27 protein-coding genes are annotated in these 17496 nt (G+C 40.8%); 23 read left to right on the top strand and 4 right to left on the bottom strand.

The window, feature by feature from the left end:
• Positions 1–47 precede the first annotated feature (47 nt).
• Entirely contained in the window at positions 48–275 is a 228-nt protein-coding gene (locus tag L990_RS18775) for a hypothetical protein (RefSeq protein ID WP_047452577.1), read from the top strand.
• A gap of 262 nt (positions 276–537) precedes the next feature.
• On the opposite strand, the gene L990_RS18770 is transcribed toward L990_RS18775, so the two are convergent.
• A complete protein-coding gene (locus tag L990_RS18770) occupies positions 538–819 on the bottom strand; it encodes a hypothetical protein (protein ID WP_047452574.1) in 282 nt (93 codons plus the stop codon).
• A 78-nt stretch (positions 820–897) separates the two neighbouring features.
• Entirely contained in the window at positions 898–1179 is a 282-nt protein-coding gene (locus L990_RS18765; RefSeq protein WP_047452572.1) for a hypothetical protein, read from the bottom strand.
• A gap of 179 nt (positions 1180–1358) precedes the next feature.
• Here L990_RS18765 and L990_RS18760 point away from each other — a divergent pair, with 179 nt between their 5' ends.
• On the top strand, positions 1359–1727 hold the full coding sequence (locus L990_RS18760) for a hypothetical protein (RefSeq protein ID WP_047452568.1): 369 nt from the start codon (positions 1359–1361) through the stop codon (positions 1725–1727).
• 243 nt (positions 1728–1970) lie between these two features.
• Here the strand turns inward: L990_RS18760 and L990_RS18755 are convergent, their stop codons facing one another.
• Complete coding sequence (locus tag L990_RS18755) at positions 1971–2153, bottom strand: helix-turn-helix domain-containing protein (RefSeq protein ID WP_047452566.1); 183 nt, start codon at positions 2151–2153, stop codon at positions 1971–1973.
• Positions 2154–2381: 228 nt separating this feature from the next.
• Positions 2382–2627, bottom strand: a complete 246-nt coding sequence (locus L990_RS18750; protein WP_047452564.1) for a hypothetical protein — start codon at positions 2625–2627, stop codon at positions 2382–2384.
• 49 nt (positions 2628–2676) lie between these two features.
• Here L990_RS18750 and L990_RS18745 point away from each other — a divergent pair, with 49 nt between their 5' ends.
• From L990_RS18745 to L990_RS20295, 21 genes are all read left to right on the top strand, one after another.
• The gene (locus tag L990_RS18745) at positions 2677–3087 is read left to right on the top strand and encodes a hypothetical protein (protein ID WP_156121702.1); all 411 of its coding nucleotides are present in this window, start codon (positions 2677–2679) and stop codon (positions 3085–3087) included.
• Positions 3087–4583, top strand: a complete 1497-nt coding sequence (locus L990_RS18740) for a hypothetical protein (protein WP_047452556.1) — start codon at positions 3087–3089, stop codon at positions 4581–4583. Before L990_RS18745 ends, L990_RS18740 begins: the two co-directional genes overlap by 1 nt.
• 12 nt (positions 4584–4595) lie before the next feature.
• Entirely contained in the window at positions 4596–5072 is a 477-nt protein-coding gene (locus L990_RS18735; RefSeq protein WP_047452554.1) for a hypothetical protein, read from the top strand.
• Between the two features lie 17 nt (positions 5073–5089).
• Positions 5090–5728: a hypothetical protein gene (locus L990_RS18730; RefSeq protein ID WP_047452552.1), complete on the top strand. Its 639-nt coding sequence runs from the start codon at positions 5090–5092 to the stop codon at positions 5726–5728.
• Positions 5729–5787: 59 nt separating this feature from the next.
• Complete coding sequence (locus L990_RS18725; protein WP_047452550.1) at positions 5788–6252, top strand: hypothetical protein; 465 nt, start codon at positions 5788–5790, stop codon at positions 6250–6252.
• A 33-nt stretch (positions 6253–6285) separates the two neighbouring features.
• Positions 6286–6576 carry a hypothetical protein gene (locus tag L990_RS18720; protein ID WP_047452548.1) on the top strand — a complete coding sequence of 97 codons (291 nt, stop codon included), beginning with the start codon at positions 6286–6288 and terminating at the stop codon, positions 6574–6576.
• A 315-nt stretch (positions 6577–6891) separates the two neighbouring features.
• A complete protein-coding gene (locus L990_RS18710) occupies positions 6892–7401 on the top strand; it encodes a hypothetical protein (protein WP_047452544.1) in 510 nt (169 codons plus the stop codon).
• A gap of 1 nt (position 7402) precedes the next feature.
• On the top strand, positions 7403–8119 hold the full coding sequence (locus tag L990_RS18705) for a hypothetical protein (RefSeq protein ID WP_047452542.1): 717 nt from the start codon (positions 7403–7405) through the stop codon (positions 8117–8119).
• A gap of 1 nt (position 8120) precedes the next feature.
• Positions 8121–8339: a hypothetical protein gene (locus tag L990_RS18700; RefSeq protein ID WP_047452540.1), complete on the top strand. Its 219-nt coding sequence runs from the start codon at positions 8121–8123 to the stop codon at positions 8337–8339.
• A 15-nt stretch (positions 8340–8354) separates the two neighbouring features.
• Complete coding sequence (locus L990_RS18695) at positions 8355–8837, top strand: hypothetical protein (protein WP_047452539.1); 483 nt, start codon at positions 8355–8357, stop codon at positions 8835–8837.
• A gap of 10 nt (positions 8838–8847) precedes the next feature.
• Positions 8848–9297: a hypothetical protein gene (locus tag L990_RS18690; RefSeq protein ID WP_047452536.1), complete on the top strand. Its 450-nt coding sequence runs from the start codon at positions 8848–8850 to the stop codon at positions 9295–9297.
• 2 nt (positions 9298–9299) lie between these two features.
• Positions 9300–9881, top strand: a complete 582-nt coding sequence (locus L990_RS18685; RefSeq protein WP_047452534.1) for a glycosyl hydrolase 108 family protein — start codon at positions 9300–9302, stop codon at positions 9879–9881.
• A gap of 39 nt (positions 9882–9920) precedes the next feature.
• Positions 9921–10475 (top strand): glycosyl hydrolase 108 family protein, encoded by a 555-nt coding sequence (locus tag L990_RS18680; RefSeq protein WP_047452532.1) that lies wholly within the window; start codon positions 9921–9923, stop codon positions 10473–10475.
• A gap of 8 nt (positions 10476–10483) precedes the next feature.
• The gene (locus L990_RS18675) at positions 10484–11110 is read left to right on the top strand and encodes a glycosyl hydrolase 108 family protein (protein WP_047452530.1); all 627 of its coding nucleotides are present in this window, start codon (positions 10484–10486) and stop codon (positions 11108–11110) included.
• A complete protein-coding gene (locus L990_RS18670; protein ID WP_047452528.1) occupies positions 11097–11627 on the top strand; it encodes a hypothetical protein in 531 nt (176 codons plus the stop codon). The genes L990_RS18675 and L990_RS18670 overlap by 14 nt, the downstream gene beginning before the upstream one ends.
• Positions 11628–11646: 19 nt before the next feature.
• Positions 11647–11934 carry a hypothetical protein gene (locus tag L990_RS18665; RefSeq protein WP_156121700.1) on the top strand — a complete coding sequence of 96 codons (288 nt, stop codon included), beginning with the start codon at positions 11647–11649 and terminating at the stop codon, positions 11932–11934.
• Complete coding sequence (locus tag L990_RS19560) at positions 11934–12536, top strand: JAB domain-containing protein (protein ID WP_052181166.1); 603 nt, start codon at positions 11934–11936, stop codon at positions 12534–12536. The genes L990_RS18665 and L990_RS19560 overlap by 1 nt, the downstream gene beginning before the upstream one ends.
• A gap of 59 nt (positions 12537–12595) precedes the next feature.
• Entirely contained in the window at positions 12596–14956 is a 2361-nt protein-coding gene (locus L990_RS18655; protein WP_156121698.1) for a zincin-like metallopeptidase domain-containing protein, read from the top strand.
• Positions 14949–15224, top strand: a complete 276-nt coding sequence (locus L990_RS18650) for a hypothetical protein (RefSeq protein WP_047452522.1) — start codon at positions 14949–14951, stop codon at positions 15222–15224. Before L990_RS18655 ends, L990_RS18650 begins: the two co-directional genes overlap by 8 nt.
• Positions 15221–16480 (top strand): hypothetical protein, encoded by a 1260-nt coding sequence (locus L990_RS18645; RefSeq protein ID WP_047452520.1) that lies wholly within the window; start codon positions 15221–15223, stop codon positions 16478–16480. Before L990_RS18650 ends, L990_RS18645 begins: the two co-directional genes overlap by 4 nt.
• Positions 16481–16491: 11 nt before the next feature.
• Positions 16492–17496, top strand: a 1005-nt coding sequence (locus L990_RS20295) for a hypothetical protein (protein ID WP_410488771.1), incomplete at its 3' end; no start/stop codon positions are given.

Below are 17496 nucleotides of genomic sequence, written 5' to 3'. Positions count from 1 at the left end.
GCGCACGAAAAAATTAAAGGTAAAACCTTCAAAACAAATAGAACAAAATGGAAAATAATAAAGATCAAGACATCATTTACGTTTATCACTTCGATTATAAAGGTGTCGATGGCAAACTATCATTTAAACTCATCGACGTAGAAAGTAAAAATTGTGATATCGCAATTGAGAAGTTTGAAAAATTATACCCAGAGATTGTTTGGCGCGAAGTCAGGCCTCCTTTTACTGTCACAAAAGACAAACTTGATGCATTCTTGAATCGGATAAAAAATTAATTTTGCTCGCCGTAATTCTAACACTGCCCATACTAAAAGCGCGTTGTATTTAATACAATGCGCTTTTTCTTTCATTTTTGGTGACCAACAGTCCTATTCTGCAAAAAGTATGGCAACCTTCAGCAAGGTTGCCATACAGCTGAGCAAATTCTCCACAACCTTGGTTGCAAACAAAAAACAACAGCCTTAGGGTTTACCAACTAAAACAACAATGCAATTGAGTGGTTAAGAAGGAGTATTATGTTTTTTAATAGCCATCAGATCAAATATTGCATTCTCCTTTTAGCACCCGACACCCACGTTCTCCATTCCAGGCCACAGAGATCAAAAAAATTTCATCGGTAGTTTTGTCAATATTTTGATACTTAAAGTAAAAATCCACATAAAGATTCTCAGGCATGTAGCTAGGTATAACTTCTACGCTGCTAATCCTCAGTATAGGATTATTACTCCAAGCATTGATAAACTTAATTACATCGCGATGCTTCAACGTTTCATCAATTGCACTACGTAATAATATTTCAGGTTCATCCATTTTAATCATCACGATTCAATTTTTATTTTATTAAAGGGAGCTCCCGAAGAAGCTCCCCCAACAAAGAGCACTACATTCCTATAATATTTATGTAGACATGGTCATTTTCTGAATTTTAGTCAACTCAAATAATTCTTCCCTATCATACGAAATGTCAATTTCTAAACTCTTCAGCTCTTTGTCAACTGAGTTGTGATACGTTATGAATATTTTAAGATAAATTTGCAGGCTACACTCCGATATTTCAGCCTTAATTGATTTAACAATCACTGGAGAACCATCGCTTTCTTCTTTTACAGCAGCAAATACCTTAGGATGAGCGGTTGAATATTCAATTGCATCGAAAAGAAACTTGTAGTTCAATTTCATGTTAATGTTTTCTCATTAAAACATAAGTTGAATAAATTGGTTGATTCCTTGCGGCTATTTATACTCAAACTAAATTATTCGAAAACAAAACCATTTTGCAAAATTTCACACATCTAGATGTCAAATATAATTGACAAGCAATTTTCAAAGTCGTAGCTTTATAAAAAAATCAGTATGGGATGGGCCTTAATGGTATTTTAAGTGAAGTTACTTGTGCTTTTCAATGGCATCGACCCATTAAATTGAAAGCGGATGTAAACATCACAAATGAAGGCAAAAAAATCATTGTTGATTTTTCGTTTAACCTGCTAAGATCACACGCAGATTTCAGAAAAAGGAGGGAGACCGTTAGAGAAGTTAGACGGCTATTACCCTTTCTTACATCATTAGAGCTAAACTGCTGCGACTTTCTAATATCTATCCTACAACACGCTAAAAATGAAGAACAGGTTGTGGTTATAAAAATTGGATTAGAAGAGAAACAGGTAAAATTTAGAAAAAGCACAACAGGCAATCTGTTAGAGTTAGAACAAACTATGGCACTGTAGAGTAAAAAGTTTATTCGGGAGAAGCAACTTTTTAGGTTTTTGTATAGTATTCACAAGGAGGAAGCCAATAGGCTTCCTCCTCTGTATTTTGCAAAATACTGAATATAAACAAACTATATATTTGTAATTTTATAAAACGTTGATAATTTACCACATACAACAAAACAAACATATTAATACATTACTTTTCAACGCTTTACAATTACAGATAGATATATAATGTTGATTTAATGTATATTAAAGTTATGATTTTAAACCCTCACTCTTAGGTTTTCCTAGCTCTTCGTATATCTTCTCCAAATCCTTTGGTTTAATACGCTGCTTTCCTGTTATTCCAAGTTCCTTTAGCCGTGAGCTCATCGTTTGCGGGTGTATACCGTACGCGTTAGCCAGCTCTTTTTTAGTTAACATCTGTAAGCCTTCCATTTACTCTAAGATTTAAAATAAAAGATTGTGGAAAAATAGCGTTTTGAGTGTTAAAAAGCTAGCTCCGAATGAAGAAAAATAACGAAAAATGAAGAAAAATAAACAACAATAAAGAAGGATGTAGAGAAATCTTGAAAGACAAAATGTTGACTCCTTAAAATTGTATCTCATATCAAGAAATCAAGATTCATAAAAAGGCCGTTGCGAAACTCCCTTTTCAACTAAATTTTAGGAGAAAAACATGAAAAAAGAAACTGTAAGTCGCGCACCAACTAGCGCAAGAAAAAAAAGTAGCGCGCCAGCTAGCGCAAAAAAGAAAAGCACTAGCGCGCCAGCAAGCGCGAGTACAAAGACTAAAACGTCTAAGCCAAAAGCTACAAAAGCAAAAAAAACATCCACCAGGGCAAAAAAGAAAACAGCAACCAGGAGGACTTTGTAAATGACAAAAGGTAAATGGTTGATTTTTGCGGTCATTGCAGCAATACTCGGTATGCTGTATTACTTTAACTCAACCAAAAAATTTATGGGATACCTGACATACGGCTTAAAATCCTTTCAAGTTCGCAGCGTGAATTTGACAAGTATTGTTTGTCGGGTTGGTATCGACATAAATAACCCGTCACAGCTAGCCGTTTCGCTTGATGACTACCGCATTGAGGTTTACTACATAAAAGATGATAATTCGCGCTCTCTGCTAGCCTCCTCTCCCGTTTCAAAACTTTCTATCTCAGCAAATCAGACAACTACCATTACTACTGATATTTCGATAGGCATACTAACGCTTTCGAAGTTCGTCCGATCTTTAACCTCTAAGGTTCTGACAAGTAAGGGTAGCATGGTTGATGTGATTACCAAGGAATTTCAATCTAAGACGGTTATTGTCGTTAAAACTACAGTTTTAGGGCAATTCATCACAAAGGAGTTCAAATTCTAATGGTTGTAAGAAATTTAAACGGAGTAGGTGTAGTTGCTAGTCGAGCAAGGGCAATCAAAGATGGCCGCGAGTTTGACTCCTATTTTGACGCTCCAGAGTATTCCAACCCAATCTTATCTACAAATGCGGAAAACGTCGATACGCTCGAAAAACACCTCCCCTCTGTCATCAGAAAGTACCAAAAAGACACGGCTAGGCTGGCGCTTGTTCTCAAAGGTGACACGCTGGAGCAAACGCTTCAAAATATTTGGTCGTTCTGCTACAACTACATACAGTACAAACTCGACGCCCCGCACGAAGAGCAAATCAGGTCGCCCCGCCGCACGTGGGCAGATAGGCATAGCGGCGTTGACTGCGACTGTTATACTGTTTTTATTTCAACTCTACTTTGCAACCTGGGGGTTGAGCATTCCCTTCGCATGTCCGCGTATTCCAAAAATCGTGGCTATCAACATGTGTACGTTGTCGTGCCGAAGGCTGCTACCAGCTCACTAGATAAAAAAGGAGACTACTTCACCGTTGATCCTGTACTAGAGATGTTCGATGCTGAAAAACCTTATCTATTTAAAAAAGATAAGCAGATGGGTACTAACGGTCTGGCAGGTTTTGCGGTTCGAAATTTAAACGGCCTAGGAGCGGTTCGGTCTGATTTAGTTTGGAGTGATGCTGTTTACTCTCCCACTTACGGCACCTGGGCATTAAAAGGGTTGGATGGGGCATATTACATCAGAGGTAATAAGTCTTTGCGTTTTGTTGAGCCTGTAGATGGTCTTGGCTCTTTTTTCAAGAAAATCGGAAAGTTTGCAGGAAAAATTGTAAAACCAATTGCTAGTACAGCCCTTAACATGGTTGCGCCTGGTGCAGGTACACTACTTAGTGCGCTTACCAGCGGCGGCGGCGGTGGGGGTGGCGGAGAGTCGACAACACCCGTAACATCAGCAATCAACAACGCGCTACCTCAAGGATCATTTGTACAGCAGGCCTTTAATGCGGCTTATCCTGGTGCTTCTACAGGCGTATCTCCTGCTCCTGCTATCACTCAAAAAGTGGACACTAGCGGAATTGAGAGTAAGATAAAAGCATCAAACTCTGCATCCATCGCGAGCATCAATACCACCAAAACGGCAATATCAAAAGATATAAAGGCAAGTAACAAAGCAGTCGTTACGAGTTTAGATGCCGTTTCGAAGCAGTTTGTTGCGAAGATGGATGATATCACCAGCAAGCTAAATGCTCAGCTTGCTAAAGTTCAAGATCAATCCGAGAAGTTAGAGGAAATGACGTCTCAAATAGCGCTCACCAGCTCAAAAACAGCAACTGCTACAGCTGCTACAGCAGCAGGGAATGAGGCTATACTAAACCAACTAAGCGAAGTTCAAGACGACAGCAAACAGCAGAATGACAAGCAGAAGAAATATATCATATATGTTGTTATTGCTGCGGTAGTTGCAATCGTCTTGGCTTTATTTTTTAAAAACAAATCAAAATCCAATTAGGAGTTATGAAAAATGGAATTCGGTAAAAACATGGGGAATGCAGCCTCACAAGCCGCCGCAACAGTCGGCGGCGCGGTAATCGCGGGTTTTGCTCGCAAAAAAATCACCTTCCTGGACACAACTGTAGGTCGTGCTCTTATCATCTTGTTGGGACTTATGCTTGTAAGCAACTCCAAATCATCAGCAATGAAAGGCGTCGGCGTCGGCATTGTCACCAATGGGGCGCTAAGTTTTGCCAAAGAGCTAGGTCTAGCGGGTGTCGACGGCTTGAATGGTGTTGATGGTGCAGGCGGTGTAGGCGCAATTGTCCAGGATGAGAACGGCATGGTTTACATGGTCAACGGCGTCGGCGAAGCTTACCCTTACGATTTACCCGTTATGGCTGGCATTGGCGCACCATACGATCAACAATTTTACGAACTAAACGGTGCAGAAGAATATGCAGCATTCGCGGGCGTTGGCGCTAGCGATGAAGCCGCTTATGCATAATTAAAGGAGTCTTTTAAATGAGAAGAAAAACATCACAAGATTTACTCAACAATCTTAAAATCTACTTCAAGGGTACTTACGACCCAAGTTCGCACTTTTTGCAAGAGCTGAGCCTAGTTCACGGCGTTAAAATGCCAACCACAGGGGGTGGAGAATTTCCGCTAAACAACGCTAATACCAAGCAGCTTGTTGGTATTTCGGATTTTCAAGGCACGATTGTACCCTCCGATGCCACAGGGTTGATCCGAGCAGTTATTGTACGCTACGGCTCTTACACCTGTAAAGTAGAGACTGGCGTAGGTCGTGATCCAGAAGCAATTGACGGCACAACTCACACCTCTCCTGCTCTTGTTGATTACAAAGAAATTCGAGCTGATTTTCCAGCCTGGTTGCTTAATTCTGAGCTAGTACTTAAAACTCGTGGTCGCGAATGCTTCCGCATGAGAATTCAGGATGTAGTACCAAGCGAGAAGTGCCAAAAGGTGCCAAGTGAATGGGCGAAAGAACTCGAAAAAACCATCAAGATAAATGGAGGTCAAGACCTTCAGTTGTTTCTGAATACACCTGAATACGCATCAGACCCTACCGCAGGTAAGGATGATTTTGTACAGGTCGTACTTTATGGGATAAAGTTCGCGCCAAGAAAAGACGTTTAAAAAGTAGTAAAAGAAAAGACGATACTACCATGTATCGTCTTTTTTTCTAACCGTGAAATATGATAGATGCAAGTAAGATTTTCGAAACCAAAACCGAGGTGGGGTTGGTATCGATCAGTAACGAAAGTGAAAAAACATCAAGTTTGACGCTGAGATCAAATGCAGCCTACGAAACTGTGCTAGGGTTTAATTTCATCATACGAAAAACCTCAAAAATTACAGTTAACAATGAGGCTAAGTACTATCCGAATGAGACTGCATATAACGGCACTGCAATGATTTCCGTCGTTGAAGCGAGTGGGCGTGTGTTAATGCCTCAGACTCCTTTCGAGTTGCTTAAACATTCAAAAGAGGTTGAGTTCGAACGTCGATTTATCTCCATTGAGGGTGTCAAAGGTTTTGACAATGACATCAAGATCAATTTTACCTTTTCACCCGAACCCAATTCTGTAGGCGCAGAGGTTGTTTACTATCAAGTGTGCGCAACCGCTGTATATTCAAAACGTAGTAAATCAACTTTTTAGTAAAATATGCATCGCGTACAACCTGTCATAGAAATGATTGATAAGTACACAATCGTTTCGCTGGAAAGTGTAACAGTCTTTACGTTGTACAACGAAGGCACCAACGACGCAACAATGAGTTTTGGCGATAGTAAAATACGGTTAAAGCCAGGACAAACAATCAGCTTTGATGCAGGGGCTAATACCGTCTACAACTCTAAAGTACAGCTCCATATTGATTTTGCAAAGAAAAGCGACCCTTCGTTAACCGATTATGTATCGATTGTTTACAACCGCCTAACAAAAGCATCAAAAATCTTCGCTGACGCAGTGGGAAGCAACTAAAATGAATTTTGGAGTAGTAACATACAAAGACAAGGTGGCCGAGACTTACATCGACCTTCGTACGTCCCCGTTCGAAGGTTTTACAAAGATGAGGTCAAACCCCGCTTTTATTTTAAACGCTACAATGCTTGACGGGCAGGTAAAACTAAGCAGTCAAAACGCAGATATCGCGATTTACTTAAACGGATTGCTAGCTAACAATTCGTTCGCAATTAGTCGAGGAAATGGGTATATAACATTTGTCTATCAGGGTTCTAACGAATTTCTTCGAAATAAATTTTTGCTTGAAATTAAAATTTTTTAAAGGACGTAAATATGAACATTGGAGACATAAACATTTATGTTAATGATTCAGGTAAAAAACAAGCGCCATCTAATGCCAGCCGACCTGGTGCAAAGCAGGCATCAAGTCGACAACGGATTAGAAATGCGATTGCTCCTGCTAGTATCACCCCTCCTCGCCCGACATCACAAAGGGGAACTGTAACAAATCGACGTGCGGCAATCCCTCAAGCAGCGAGGGCTAGCATCACTCCCCTTCAGGTGGCACCAACACCTAGAAAGAGGGTGAAAAATCGACGTGCGCCAATCCCTCAAGCAGCAGCTAGCATTACTCCTCTACAGGTCGCACCACCCAAAAGAAGAGCAGTAAAAACGCGCAAAATTTCAACGCGCCAACCTTCAGTAGTATCAACAACCGCCACCACTCCAAAAAGGAAAAAACGAGGCTTTTTTAGCAGGGCTAAAAGCTTTGTTAAACGGAATGCAAGAACCGCACTCTTACCTGGTGTACCAAGGATAAATAGGCGTAAAAAACGTAAGTAGTATGGATATTTCAGCAGCTATAAATGTGCTACAGTCGTATCCTTATTGCGACATCGAAAAGCGAGATGGCACTTTGCTTCGAAAGCAGGTATCAACATCTGAAATTTCAGACGCTCTGCTAAAAAGCTATGCGACCTTAAATGGTGATATCAGGGTAGTTCCTAAACGGTTGATGGGTAAAGCACCACTCAGGATCGAAAGTGAGGCCATTTTGATACCTGCAACCCCAGAACCACCAATGTATCAACAACCCATGCAAGGCTTATCTGGCATTCCCAACCAATTTAGTAGTACATCTAATGAGATGTACAAAATACTTTATGAGAAGGAGTGTAAGGAAAAAGACGACTACAGAAAGCGATACGAAGACACTCTTTCTGAGCTGCGAAAATTAGAGGTTGAGCATGCGGGTAGTAAAGGATCGCTCATGGGTGATCTAGCTCAAGGTTTAGCAGGTGTGGCTCCATTGCTAATGGGCGGCAAAGGTGGTGGTGCTTTGGGGGAAGCCCCTGCAGCTAGTGCGCCAGCGCAACCTCAAATGACCAAGGTGCAAGACAAAAGGCTTGTAAACATCATCAACTATTTTTCAAGGCTAGAAGAAGAGGGAAAGGCCGCTTTTTATAACCTTTTTGCCAAAGCAACAGAACGCAGGGAAAATGTAAGCAAGGCCATCGAAGTATTATCAGGATTAGAAGACTCAGAAGTCGAGGAAAGTTAAAATGAAAAGATTTGAAGTAAACGTAACAGTGTTTGCATCCGACAAGATGGAAGCAGAAACAATGAAAGCGGGAATTCAAAACGTGTTGGATGAAATGGGGGCAGAATATCAGCCATACATTGCCAGCATGTCAGACAAAATCGAAGCAAGAAACTTGCGAGGGCGAATTGAATCAATCGTTAAGTCTCCGATATTTAAGACGCTCTCAAAAGCATTTTAGGAGAGGAGATTGCACATGAACCCTCTTGTAGCAGCAGCAGCAAGCGCAGGTATTTCTTCTGCCGCGCAAAAAGTGACCGAAGGTGACTTTGCAAAAAAAGCAATTATCGTAATACTAGTGCTTGTTGCTGCCTGGCTTGGTTATAGAGAATACAAGAAGCGTAAAGAGCAGGAGCAAGTTAATAACGATAACTCTATTGTTACTAACAAAAACAGCAAACGAGGGTTAGCAAAGGTCATTGCAACAAATATCAGAGGGGCTTTCAACCCGTCTGGCTACGAATGGCTTATTAATGCTGACGGCACAAGTAATAAAAATATAGACTATGCCGCTTGGCAGATAAAAAAGTATCAAGTCCCTTTCGATTACGTTGCTCAGGAGTACTACAACACCTACAACGACAATCTTATAGTTCGACTACAGAAAGAACTTGGAGCCAATCAGTTAAAAAAATGGTGGCAAGATACTGGCATTAAGCCTGGAAGTGTAAAACAATAGGAGAGAAAAGATGAACAAAAAAATTATCATTATTGGAGTGGTAGTCATTGCAGTTATAGCCGCTTTTTTCTTTTTAAGAAAAGATACTGAACCGATTGATTTACCTGCACAACCTACACCTGCTCCTACACCTACTCCTACACCTGCACCTAAAGCAATGGTAACTCCTCCTGCCTTATTAAAGGCCGACCCCTTTTTGTCCCCATTAAATACGCCTGCTAAACAGGCACCAAAGCTGACGGCTGCAAATTATGCGAAAGCTTTACGTCCAATTGCCTTGAGTAAGACAAAGCAGAATGATGATAAAGTAAAAAAAATTGCTGCCGCCGCAGCAAAAAATGGGATACGATTTGATGATGTAAAGGCGGCCTACTACAACATCTACAAGTCTGCGTTGATTGCAAACCTATCTGGTAAAGTTACAACTCAGACATTATTTTACTTAGATTCCCTTAGTTAAGTATGATTACACAGGAACAATTTAATGCGGCTATACTACCCTTTACCCTCAAATTCGAGGGGGGATATGCCAACAACAAAGCTGATAAAGGCGGCGAGACCTACAGGGGTATTTCGCGAACAAACCATCCAACCTGGGCAGGTTGGCCAATAATCGACAAGATTAAAACGACAAATCCATTACGACGCGGTGATATCGTTAGAGACAAGCGTCTTAATGACCTAGTCTATGAGTTTTACTATAAAAAAATCTTCGAGGCGGGCGGGCTTGCTGAAATCAACAGCGTGCTAGTATCGCTTGTCGCATTTGACTTTTTAGTGCATGGAGGTTATGCCACCATCACCATGCAAAAACTCATCAATCGTAAATTCGGAGGGACGCTCGACGTTGATGGAGATTGGGGTGACGCAACCCGTAAGGCTGTCAATTCAATACCTGAAAAAGACTTAGCGCTAGCGCTATTAGCCGTTCGCCGCCAACGTCTGCTAAACATCATCGAGAAGGATAGTAGCCAGGAAGAATTTAGAGAAGGTTGGATGTCCAGGATCGACTATCTAGTCAAGCTTGTTAACAAAAATTCATAATTATCTACGAGCCTTTATTCAAGGCTCGTGCTTCTTTAAATGATAAGTTTTTCACAGTTCAAAAAAAGCGTACTCCCCTTTGTACTTAAAGTCGAAAAGGGGTATGCAAACGTTAAGGGTGATTCTGGCGGGGAAACCTACAGAGGCATCACCCGAAAAAGTTACCCCGACTGGGAGGGCTGGACAATAATTGATAGGCTTAAGCTCAGACAGGGACAAGTGTTACCCCAACTTGAAGATAGTGTAGCAAAACACTATTGGGAATATAACTTCGCCTTACCTGATTTCGATAGCCTAAACTCAATAAAAGTAGCATTGTCACTATTTGACTGGCGCATACATGGTGGATTATCAGCAGGCAAGGTGCAAACAATGCTCTCTCAGAGCTTCAATTTAAAAACGAATGGCTCAGGCGCATTCGATAGAGAAACTATCGAATTAATCAATCAAATACCCGAAAAACAGCTGCTAGATGCAATACTCAACATGCGTAAAAGCAGAATTGCAGCAATCTTGAAAAAAGATCCTTCAAAATCAAAATTCAAGAAAGGGTGGATTAGGCGTCTTGACGAGCTAAAGAGCGTCACCGCTTAGGAGTTTAAATGATTAGCAAAAGCCTCTTTCTGTCCTACATTCTGCCATTCACCTTATCCCAGGAGGGCGGATATTCAAACAATCGTTACGACTCTGGCGGCGAGACCTACAGGGGCATTTCGAGGGTTAAAAATCCAACTTGGTCAGGCTGGCAAATTGTAGATAGATTCAAACCGCTTAAACGTAACCAGGTAATTGAGGAGCTCGAAGGGAGCGTAAAGGAGTTTTACTACACAAACTACTTTCTAGCACCTTCGTTCAACTCTCTCAATAGTAAAAAAGTAGCATTATCCTTATTTGATTTTCATGTAAACGGGGGGTTGTCATTAACCTGGCTAAAATCAGAGATAAAAAGACGGTTTGGCAAAACATTCAAGAACAATGCGGACTTGTTTTGCTACATCAACACGCTCGATGAGAATTACGTATCTAAACTAATTTTAGATAAAAGGAAATCCTACTTCGACAACCTAAGCAAAAGTAGCAAGTACGCGCGGTTTGGCATCGGATGGAACAAGCGACTGATTGCCTTAAGAGCTTATTTAAACATCGCCTACATCGCAACTGGCGGTGCTATAATTTTAGTAATAATCTTTTACCTAATCTTTAGGAGATTTAGAAATGAAACATCTTAAAAACAAAATCAAGTACCTGCTGCTTTGTGTGTTTGCAGTGGTTCTACTTGGATGCAAAACAACACCACAACTACCAATCCAACCTCCGATTGTTTTAAAAACAGAAATCGAAAAGACCAAGATCATCTACGATACGGTGGTCAAAACTGTACCAGATTCATCCGCGCTGATAGCGCTACTCGAATGCGACAGCTTAGGGCAAGTAAGATTGAAACAAATCAAAGACCTGCAGCTAAAGGGTATTGGGTTGGATTTTGCGATTGATAACAATAACCTATCCGTAAAAGCAAAAGGGAAGAACACTGAAAAACGTAGGATTGAAAAAGAGAAGGAACTTATTAAAGAACCAGTCCCCTATCCTGTACCTTATCCCGTAAAAGTAAATGAGCTGACTAAATGGCAGCGTTTTTTTATTGGTTTTGGAAAAGTAGCGCTAATTGCATTATCCGCTATCGTAGCTTTTCTAATTCTAAGAAATAGACAATCTATATTTTATCGATTCAGAAGAAATGGGTAAAAAAATATCTGTTAACCTAATGAGTTCAGTCGAACTCATTAGGCTTGCTAAAAAATTGGCGAATTGGCAAAGTAAAGAGCATGCAGCCATTACTTTAGAAATTGCTAGGAGGCTAGAAATTCAACCTAACACCCCTGAGGTAACAGAGATTAATGAAGGGGCGATTGTTGTTATAAATAACCTGAGATATGTGCGATACCAGAAAGATTGGTATCAAATTACAGGTACAGGGCAAAGGCTATCACTTCGTCACTTCGTCAACTACGAAATGATAAAAAATACATTAGATGAAAAAGCGAGGGGTTAATGATTGGTAAAATTGACAAGTTCTTTCTCAAAAAAGAGACAAAGAAAAAAGAAAAGCAGCCTAGGCAAAAAAGAAAGAAAAGCTACCATTTCAAGCCTGAAGGGGTGACACTTGGTAGTATTACACCTATTAAGCGGCTACCCGAGTTTAAGCTACGGAAAACGACAGGAAGGGGAGTGAAAGAACTTAAGCTAAAAGATGGAGATCAAACTTACGACCTGCTTAAAAAGCTTTATCCACAAGATTTAGCGCAAGAGTACTTTATTGTTTTTTTTCTGTCCAAATCGGGTGAAATCATAGGATATTCAAAGCATTCTATCGGCACCACAAATTCTACAAGCGTAGATGTTAAGCTTATAACCGCACAGGCGCTTAAATCTCTGTCAGAAGGTGTAATCGTATCGCATAACCATCCATCCGAGGTGGCTCGGCCATCTGAAGCAGATAGAAAAATAACAGCGAAGCTAAGGCAAGCACTCGACTTGTTCAACATTGTCCTGGTCGATCATCTAATCTATACGGACAGACACGGCTACTACTCCTTTTTTGAACAAGGCGAAAAATCACTAACACAACCAGCAATTGAGATAAAAACATGCTAAACTTTATCGACACCTTTTTCTACAAGAGAGAACGAGCTTCAAAAATAAAGACTCGATCAGTGAGAAACGCAAAAGATAGAGGCGCTCATAAAAACGATTTTGGACTGGGCTCAGGGGCTGTCATTCGTTCACTTTGTGCCTCAAAAGACCAAGACCCAGTAGGGCTAGACGGATGGAAGGACGACAAGGAGAAATTCAAGCTCGATTTGCTAAACGATATCAAAACATTTCTCTTTGGCCGCTGGGAGAAGCCTTGGAGACCAGGATTGATTTTCGATAACGAAGGGAATGTAATTGCAGGATTCAGAAACATTCACGGTAGAGTTTTTAAAGAGAGTGGCAATGTTATGGGGCTAGAACGAAACAAAGGTGTTTCTCCATTCTTTGCAACTTTAGCATACGTAGAAAAGGAAAATGGAAAGATTCTGAATAAGGAAAAAACAACCTCGATCCTGTCTTATATTCCAATCACAAAAGATGGGCTTCCAAAGGAGAAACCAGACTACATGCTGCCAAAATTCCATCGTGTTATCAATGTGGATTTTGTAGAAGGTATAAAAAAACCATCATTTAAACAGGTTGAATTTAAGGATTTAGAATTAAACGTATATGTAGAAAACTTTATAAAGAGTCTTTCCGACCTTAAGCGAATTCCGACGCTACACTATGACCAATCAGATCGTGCCTACTACTCTCACTCACGGTTAAGTTGGACTGGTGATAGCATTCACCTCGCCCCAATTCGTCAATTCAAAAACATTGAAGGGTACTACTCTACTCTTTTCCATGAAATCACGCACAGCACGATGAATCCAAATCGGTGCGGACGTGGAAAAAACGGCAATACTATCAAACTTGACTACGCCAACGAAGAGCTGGTTGCTGAAATGGGAGCTATGATTATTTGCAGTGAATTAGGCTTGGAATACAACCGCCAAAATTCCCTAACCTACCTAAAAGGCTGGCTAAAAAAGGCAGGTAACGACCCAGACACCGCAATGATTGAGGCTTACTCCTATGCTTGTGATGCCGCTGAATACCTGATGAAGGATATTGATTTTGAAAAGTTGGTGCCAAAATCCCTTCAGGAAAGGGCAAAAAAAGAAGCCTCCGATTTGTCAAACAAACAACGGCCAAACGAGGAAGAAAAACAAGAAGAGAACAAAGGAAAACACAATCTCAAATCTAAAGAATCAGACCAGCTCTCACTATTCGGAACAGGAGAGAAGACGAACTTCTACACAGCGATCAAACAATACTTTGCAGGATCATTCAAGGGAAATCTAATTGAAATTGCTTTCCCAAAAAAATTCCTGCTCGATAACGATTTTCCCAATGAATTAATTGCAGTTCGAAGCGGAACCCTTGCTTCGAAAATAAAAAAGCACAACCTCGATTTCAATCACTTGAAACATCTGCCAACCTGGATCAATAGCCCACTAATGCTTTTTAAATCTGCAACAGTTACAGGGGCATTCAATATTATTATTGAGAGGGAAAATCACGAAGGCTTACTCTGCTGTTCAGTCCATCCAGACAAGAAAATAAACCGAATGCTAATAAACGAAATTGCGAGTATTCACGGGAGGAACATAATGCAGCTTGTAAGATGGGTAGAAGATGGCCTTTTAATGGCCGTACAAATAGAAAAAACCGAGAAGATACTCAGTGACTCAGGGTTCGATTCCCCGAAGTCTAAACATCTACTCGGTTTACTTTCTGCAAGTATACATCAAAAAAGCGAAATTAAACAAGAAAAATCACAAAAAAACACGGATTTAGACACTAAAGCATTGTTCGGATTTACGAGCTTAAACAAGCCTAGGAAAAAGATTAAAACTCATCGGCTAAACGGTCATTTGGGAGAGTTCCTAGGAGAGTTCGACCGCAATCAGTACACCATCGCACTACGAGGTGACAAAGGAGCTGGAAAGAGCCGCTTACTTTACCAACTTGTGAACAGCTTTGCATCCAAGTTATACAATTGCGCAATTATATCGGCTGAAATGTCTCCAGAATCACTGATTGTTCAACGATACATCGATCAATACGTGAAACCCGCCAACCTTAAGCGAATAAATATAACTGGCGAAAAACAAACCTTTGATTCACTTAACCGAATATGTAAGATATTTGACGTTGTTGCGCTCGACTCCTGGACCAAAATGGAAGGATTAACCCAGTTCGACTTAGACCGCTTGCAGAAGGAAAACCCTCAAACAATTATAGTGTCAATTTTTCAGTCGACAACGGGAAAAGTGGCGAGAGGTGGCAACATGGTTGAGTATGATTGCGGAACTGTTATTCACGTACATGAAGGAGGCAAAGCCATTTGCGAAAAAAATCGCTACGCCCCAACAGATAAAACTTACAACGTTTTTACACAAAAATTTGACATCGAAGAGGAAGTAAATGGATAGTAAATTAACAGCTTTACTAGTCGCTGTAAGCAACATTATAACGTTTTTACTGGCAACTTACTATGCAAGAAAAGACAAGAAAAATGACCTAGAAGACAAACTTGTAAAACAATACCAGGAGCTCACCGATAAATATGTAGAGCTGAACCAAAAGTACATTGAAATATCGGACAAGCAAACTGCGCTAGAGGCCGAAAACAAACGACTTAAAGGCGTAATATACACGCTAAAGAAATCAAGAACAACAAAAAAGAGGCGTACTAAATGATATCAGAACTAGTACCTGGACAGATGAAACCAGCGGAGAAAGCTCCGCTGGATGGTCGATTTAGGTTTCAAACCAAAATAGATGCAGACGAAGAAGCTTACGATGGGGCTATATTTTATATAGTTGAATCACAACTTTGGTACCGCTACAAATTAAAAAACAACACTCTTACTTCGGTGCCAGACGATGCACTAAACGCGCTAGACTACGCACTAGCAAAGCACCAACACGATTTTACCGATATCAAATTACTTGCAGAAGCTATCGGTAATACCTACTCCAAGTCGGAGGTGCAAAACATGATTGCCTCAGTAGTTACAAGCTTAGACTGGAAACCCGCTGTAGATACGTTTAAAGACATAATAGCCATCTACAAAAATCCAAAAGATGGATGGACTGTCAGCGTTAGAGATAACGACATTATCTATCGTTTCAATGGTACCGAATGGGTCGACATTAGTAGCCGTTTCATACCTCTCGCTACTGTCCTATTAGATGGATTGATGAGTAAAAGCGACAAAGCCAAGCTGGATGGAATTGAGGCTGGAGCTACAAAAATTACTCCAGAGCAAATGCAAGCATGGTCGAGCAAGTTAGACCCCATACCAGGGAAAGGGCTGTCAAGTCACGATTTTGAAACTAAGTACAAAGCCAAGCTTGATGAGCTGCTTTATACCGCCTTTACTCTTTCATTTTCTGCTATTCCATCGGCAGGTAACTACGAGAAAGGTCAAAAGTTAAACGTTACTCTCAACTTTAACGCCAATCGTGCGCTAACTACTCTTTCTGTGAAACGAGGCTCTACGGTATTAGAAAGCAATCCAGGAGCAACAACGGCTACTGATCCCACTGAAGTAACCACCAACACCACCTACACCATTACGGCAAACGATGGCGCCGAATTTGCCCAAAGCGAACAAACAAAAAGCCTATCCTATGCATTCTTTTCTCGGCGTTATTGGGGTGTGTCGGAAAGAACAGGCCTAACCAGTAATGAAATCAGAGCGCTTAACTCTGAGCTATCGTCTACAAGATCACAAACCCGAACCTTTGATTGTACAGGTGGTAGGTATTTCTATTTTGCTTGGCCAACCACATTTGGGACACCAACGTTTATAATTGGAGGTCTTACCAACACCGATTTTACAAAAGAAACCATACAAATCACTAACACTTTTGGCTTCATTGAAGCATACGACGTTTACCGAATTAATAACCTTCAAAATGGCAATGCCATTCCAACTACCGTCCAATAGGAGACGCTTAAATGCAAAATAAAGGCACACTAATTGCATCCGAAATTAAATCTTTCAATACTGAAGATGATTTTCCTTATGCCGACACCTCCAAACTAAAAGGAGGTCACATGCAAGTAGATACAATTGCAGAACGAGATGCAATTTCAATGCTTCGTAGACGCGAATTAATGCGTGTATCTGTTGCTGAAAATCTGGTAACTTACGTACTAAAGAAAGATGAAAACGGAGAGCTGAAGAAATGGGAAGAAGCTGACTTTCCAATACAAGTTAAAGACCTATCGCTATCAACAGCAGCCACGCTAACCGAAGGGACTGTCGCCTATTACGCCATCGGCAAAGAATATTTCAAGCAAATATTTAGATATTTTATCGTCCGCACAATCGTTGGACGCAAAAAATTTTTGCCAATAGGACTCACCTACATAATTGCAAACGAGGGGGGTATTTGCATTTTTGACCCCGACACGGAGCAATACATATTGCAAAAAACATGGGAGTCGCTGCAAGCACCATCCACATACATACATCCCAACACTCACCCTGCATCAATTATTGACCAAAATGAACTTTTTCGTTTTGTAAGTGATTCGCAAATAGAGTACTGGAACAAAAAAGCAAATGTAGATGATTTGAATAAAATCATATCCGACTTGGTAGGATCAGCACCAGGATCTCTTGACACCTTGAAGGAGCTTGCGGCTGCTCTTGGTGATGACCCAAACTTTGCAACAACTATCATTAACAAGCTCGCGGAGAAGGCAAATACCGATCACGATCACGCTTGGGAGTCCATCGGAAATCGGCCTTCAAAACTCAGCCAGTTTGCCAACGATCTAGGAAATTTTGGAAGCTTTTTAACAGGCATCAACGAGGCCATGATTGCTGCAGCTTTAGGCTACACACCTTACAGCGCTAGCAATCCCGCAAATTTCGCCTCTATCGAATTCGTAAAGCAAAAGATTTCAGAACTAGTGTCCTCCTCTCCAGAGGCGCTAGACACATTAAAGGAACTC

Source organism: Alistipes sp. ZOR0009, from assembly GCF_000798815.1.
Lineage (GTDB): Bacteria > Bacteroidota > Bacteroidia > Bacteroidales > ZOR0009 > Acetobacteroides.
This window is presented reverse-complemented; position numbering and strand designations above follow the sequence as displayed.

What these genes read in the sequence shown, in the direction of transcription:
- L990_RS18775 (WP_047452577.1), top strand. Translation starts at nt 48, where the DNA reads ATGGAAAATAATAAAGATCAAGACATCATTTACGTTTATCACTTCGAT.
- L990_RS18770 (WP_047452574.1), bottom strand. Translation starts at nt 819, where the DNA reads ATGATTAAAATGGATGAACCTGAAATATTATTACGTAGTGCAATTGAT.
- L990_RS18765 (WP_047452572.1), bottom strand. Translation starts at nt 1,179, where the DNA reads ATGAAATTGAACTACAAGTTTCTTTTCGATGCAATTGAATATTCAACC.
- L990_RS18760 (WP_047452568.1), top strand. Translation starts at nt 1,359, where the DNA reads ATGGGCCTTAATGGTATTTTAAGTGAAGTTACTTGTGCTTTTCAATGG.
- L990_RS18755 (WP_047452566.1), bottom strand. Translation starts at nt 2,153, where the DNA reads ATGGAAGGCTTACAGATGTTAACTAAAAAAGAGCTGGCTAACGCGTAC.
- L990_RS18750 (WP_047452564.1), bottom strand. Translation starts at nt 2,627, where the DNA reads ATGACCGCAAAAATCAACCATTTACCTTTTGTCATTTACAAAGTCCTC.
- L990_RS18745 (WP_156121702.1), top strand. Translation starts at nt 2,677, where the DNA reads ATGGGATACCTGACATACGGCTTAAAATCCTTTCAAGTTCGCAGCGTG.
- L990_RS18740 (WP_047452556.1), top strand. Translation starts at nt 3,087, where the DNA reads ATGGTTGTAAGAAATTTAAACGGAGTAGGTGTAGTTGCTAGTCGAGCA.
- L990_RS18735 (WP_047452554.1), top strand. Translation starts at nt 4,596, where the DNA reads ATGGAATTCGGTAAAAACATGGGGAATGCAGCCTCACAAGCCGCCGCA.
- L990_RS18730 (WP_047452552.1), top strand. Translation starts at nt 5,090, where the DNA reads ATGAGAAGAAAAACATCACAAGATTTACTCAACAATCTTAAAATCTAC.
- L990_RS18725 (WP_047452550.1), top strand. Translation starts at nt 5,788, where the DNA reads ATGATAGATGCAAGTAAGATTTTCGAAACCAAAACCGAGGTGGGGTTG.
- L990_RS18720 (WP_047452548.1), top strand. Translation starts at nt 6,286, where the DNA reads ATGATTGATAAGTACACAATCGTTTCGCTGGAAAGTGTAACAGTCTTT.
- L990_RS18710 (WP_047452544.1), top strand. Translation starts at nt 6,892, where the DNA reads ATGAACATTGGAGACATAAACATTTATGTTAATGATTCAGGTAAAAAA.
- L990_RS18705 (WP_047452542.1), top strand. Translation starts at nt 7,403, where the DNA reads ATGGATATTTCAGCAGCTATAAATGTGCTACAGTCGTATCCTTATTGC.
- L990_RS18700 (WP_047452540.1), top strand. Translation starts at nt 8,121, where the DNA reads ATGAAAAGATTTGAAGTAAACGTAACAGTGTTTGCATCCGACAAGATG.
- L990_RS18695 (WP_047452539.1), top strand. Translation starts at nt 8,355, where the DNA reads ATGAACCCTCTTGTAGCAGCAGCAGCAAGCGCAGGTATTTCTTCTGCC.
- L990_RS18690 (WP_047452536.1), top strand. Translation starts at nt 8,848, where the DNA reads ATGAACAAAAAAATTATCATTATTGGAGTGGTAGTCATTGCAGTTATA.
- L990_RS18685 (WP_047452534.1), top strand. Translation starts at nt 9,300, where the DNA reads ATGATTACACAGGAACAATTTAATGCGGCTATACTACCCTTTACCCTC.
- L990_RS18680 (WP_047452532.1), top strand. Translation starts at nt 9,921, where the DNA reads ATGATAAGTTTTTCACAGTTCAAAAAAAGCGTACTCCCCTTTGTACTT.
- L990_RS18675 (WP_047452530.1), top strand. Translation starts at nt 10,484, where the DNA reads ATGATTAGCAAAAGCCTCTTTCTGTCCTACATTCTGCCATTCACCTTA.
- L990_RS18670 (WP_047452528.1), top strand. Translation starts at nt 11,097, where the DNA reads ATGAAACATCTTAAAAACAAAATCAAGTACCTGCTGCTTTGTGTGTTT.
- L990_RS18665 (WP_156121700.1), top strand. Translation starts at nt 11,647, where the DNA reads ATGAGTTCAGTCGAACTCATTAGGCTTGCTAAAAAATTGGCGAATTGG.
- L990_RS19560 (WP_052181166.1), top strand. Translation starts at nt 11,934, where the DNA reads ATGATTGGTAAAATTGACAAGTTCTTTCTCAAAAAAGAGACAAAGAAA.
- L990_RS18650 (WP_047452522.1), top strand. Translation starts at nt 14,949, where the DNA reads ATGGATAGTAAATTAACAGCTTTACTAGTCGCTGTAAGCAACATTATA.
- L990_RS18645 (WP_047452520.1), top strand. Translation starts at nt 15,221, where the DNA reads ATGATATCAGAACTAGTACCTGGACAGATGAAACCAGCGGAGAAAGCT.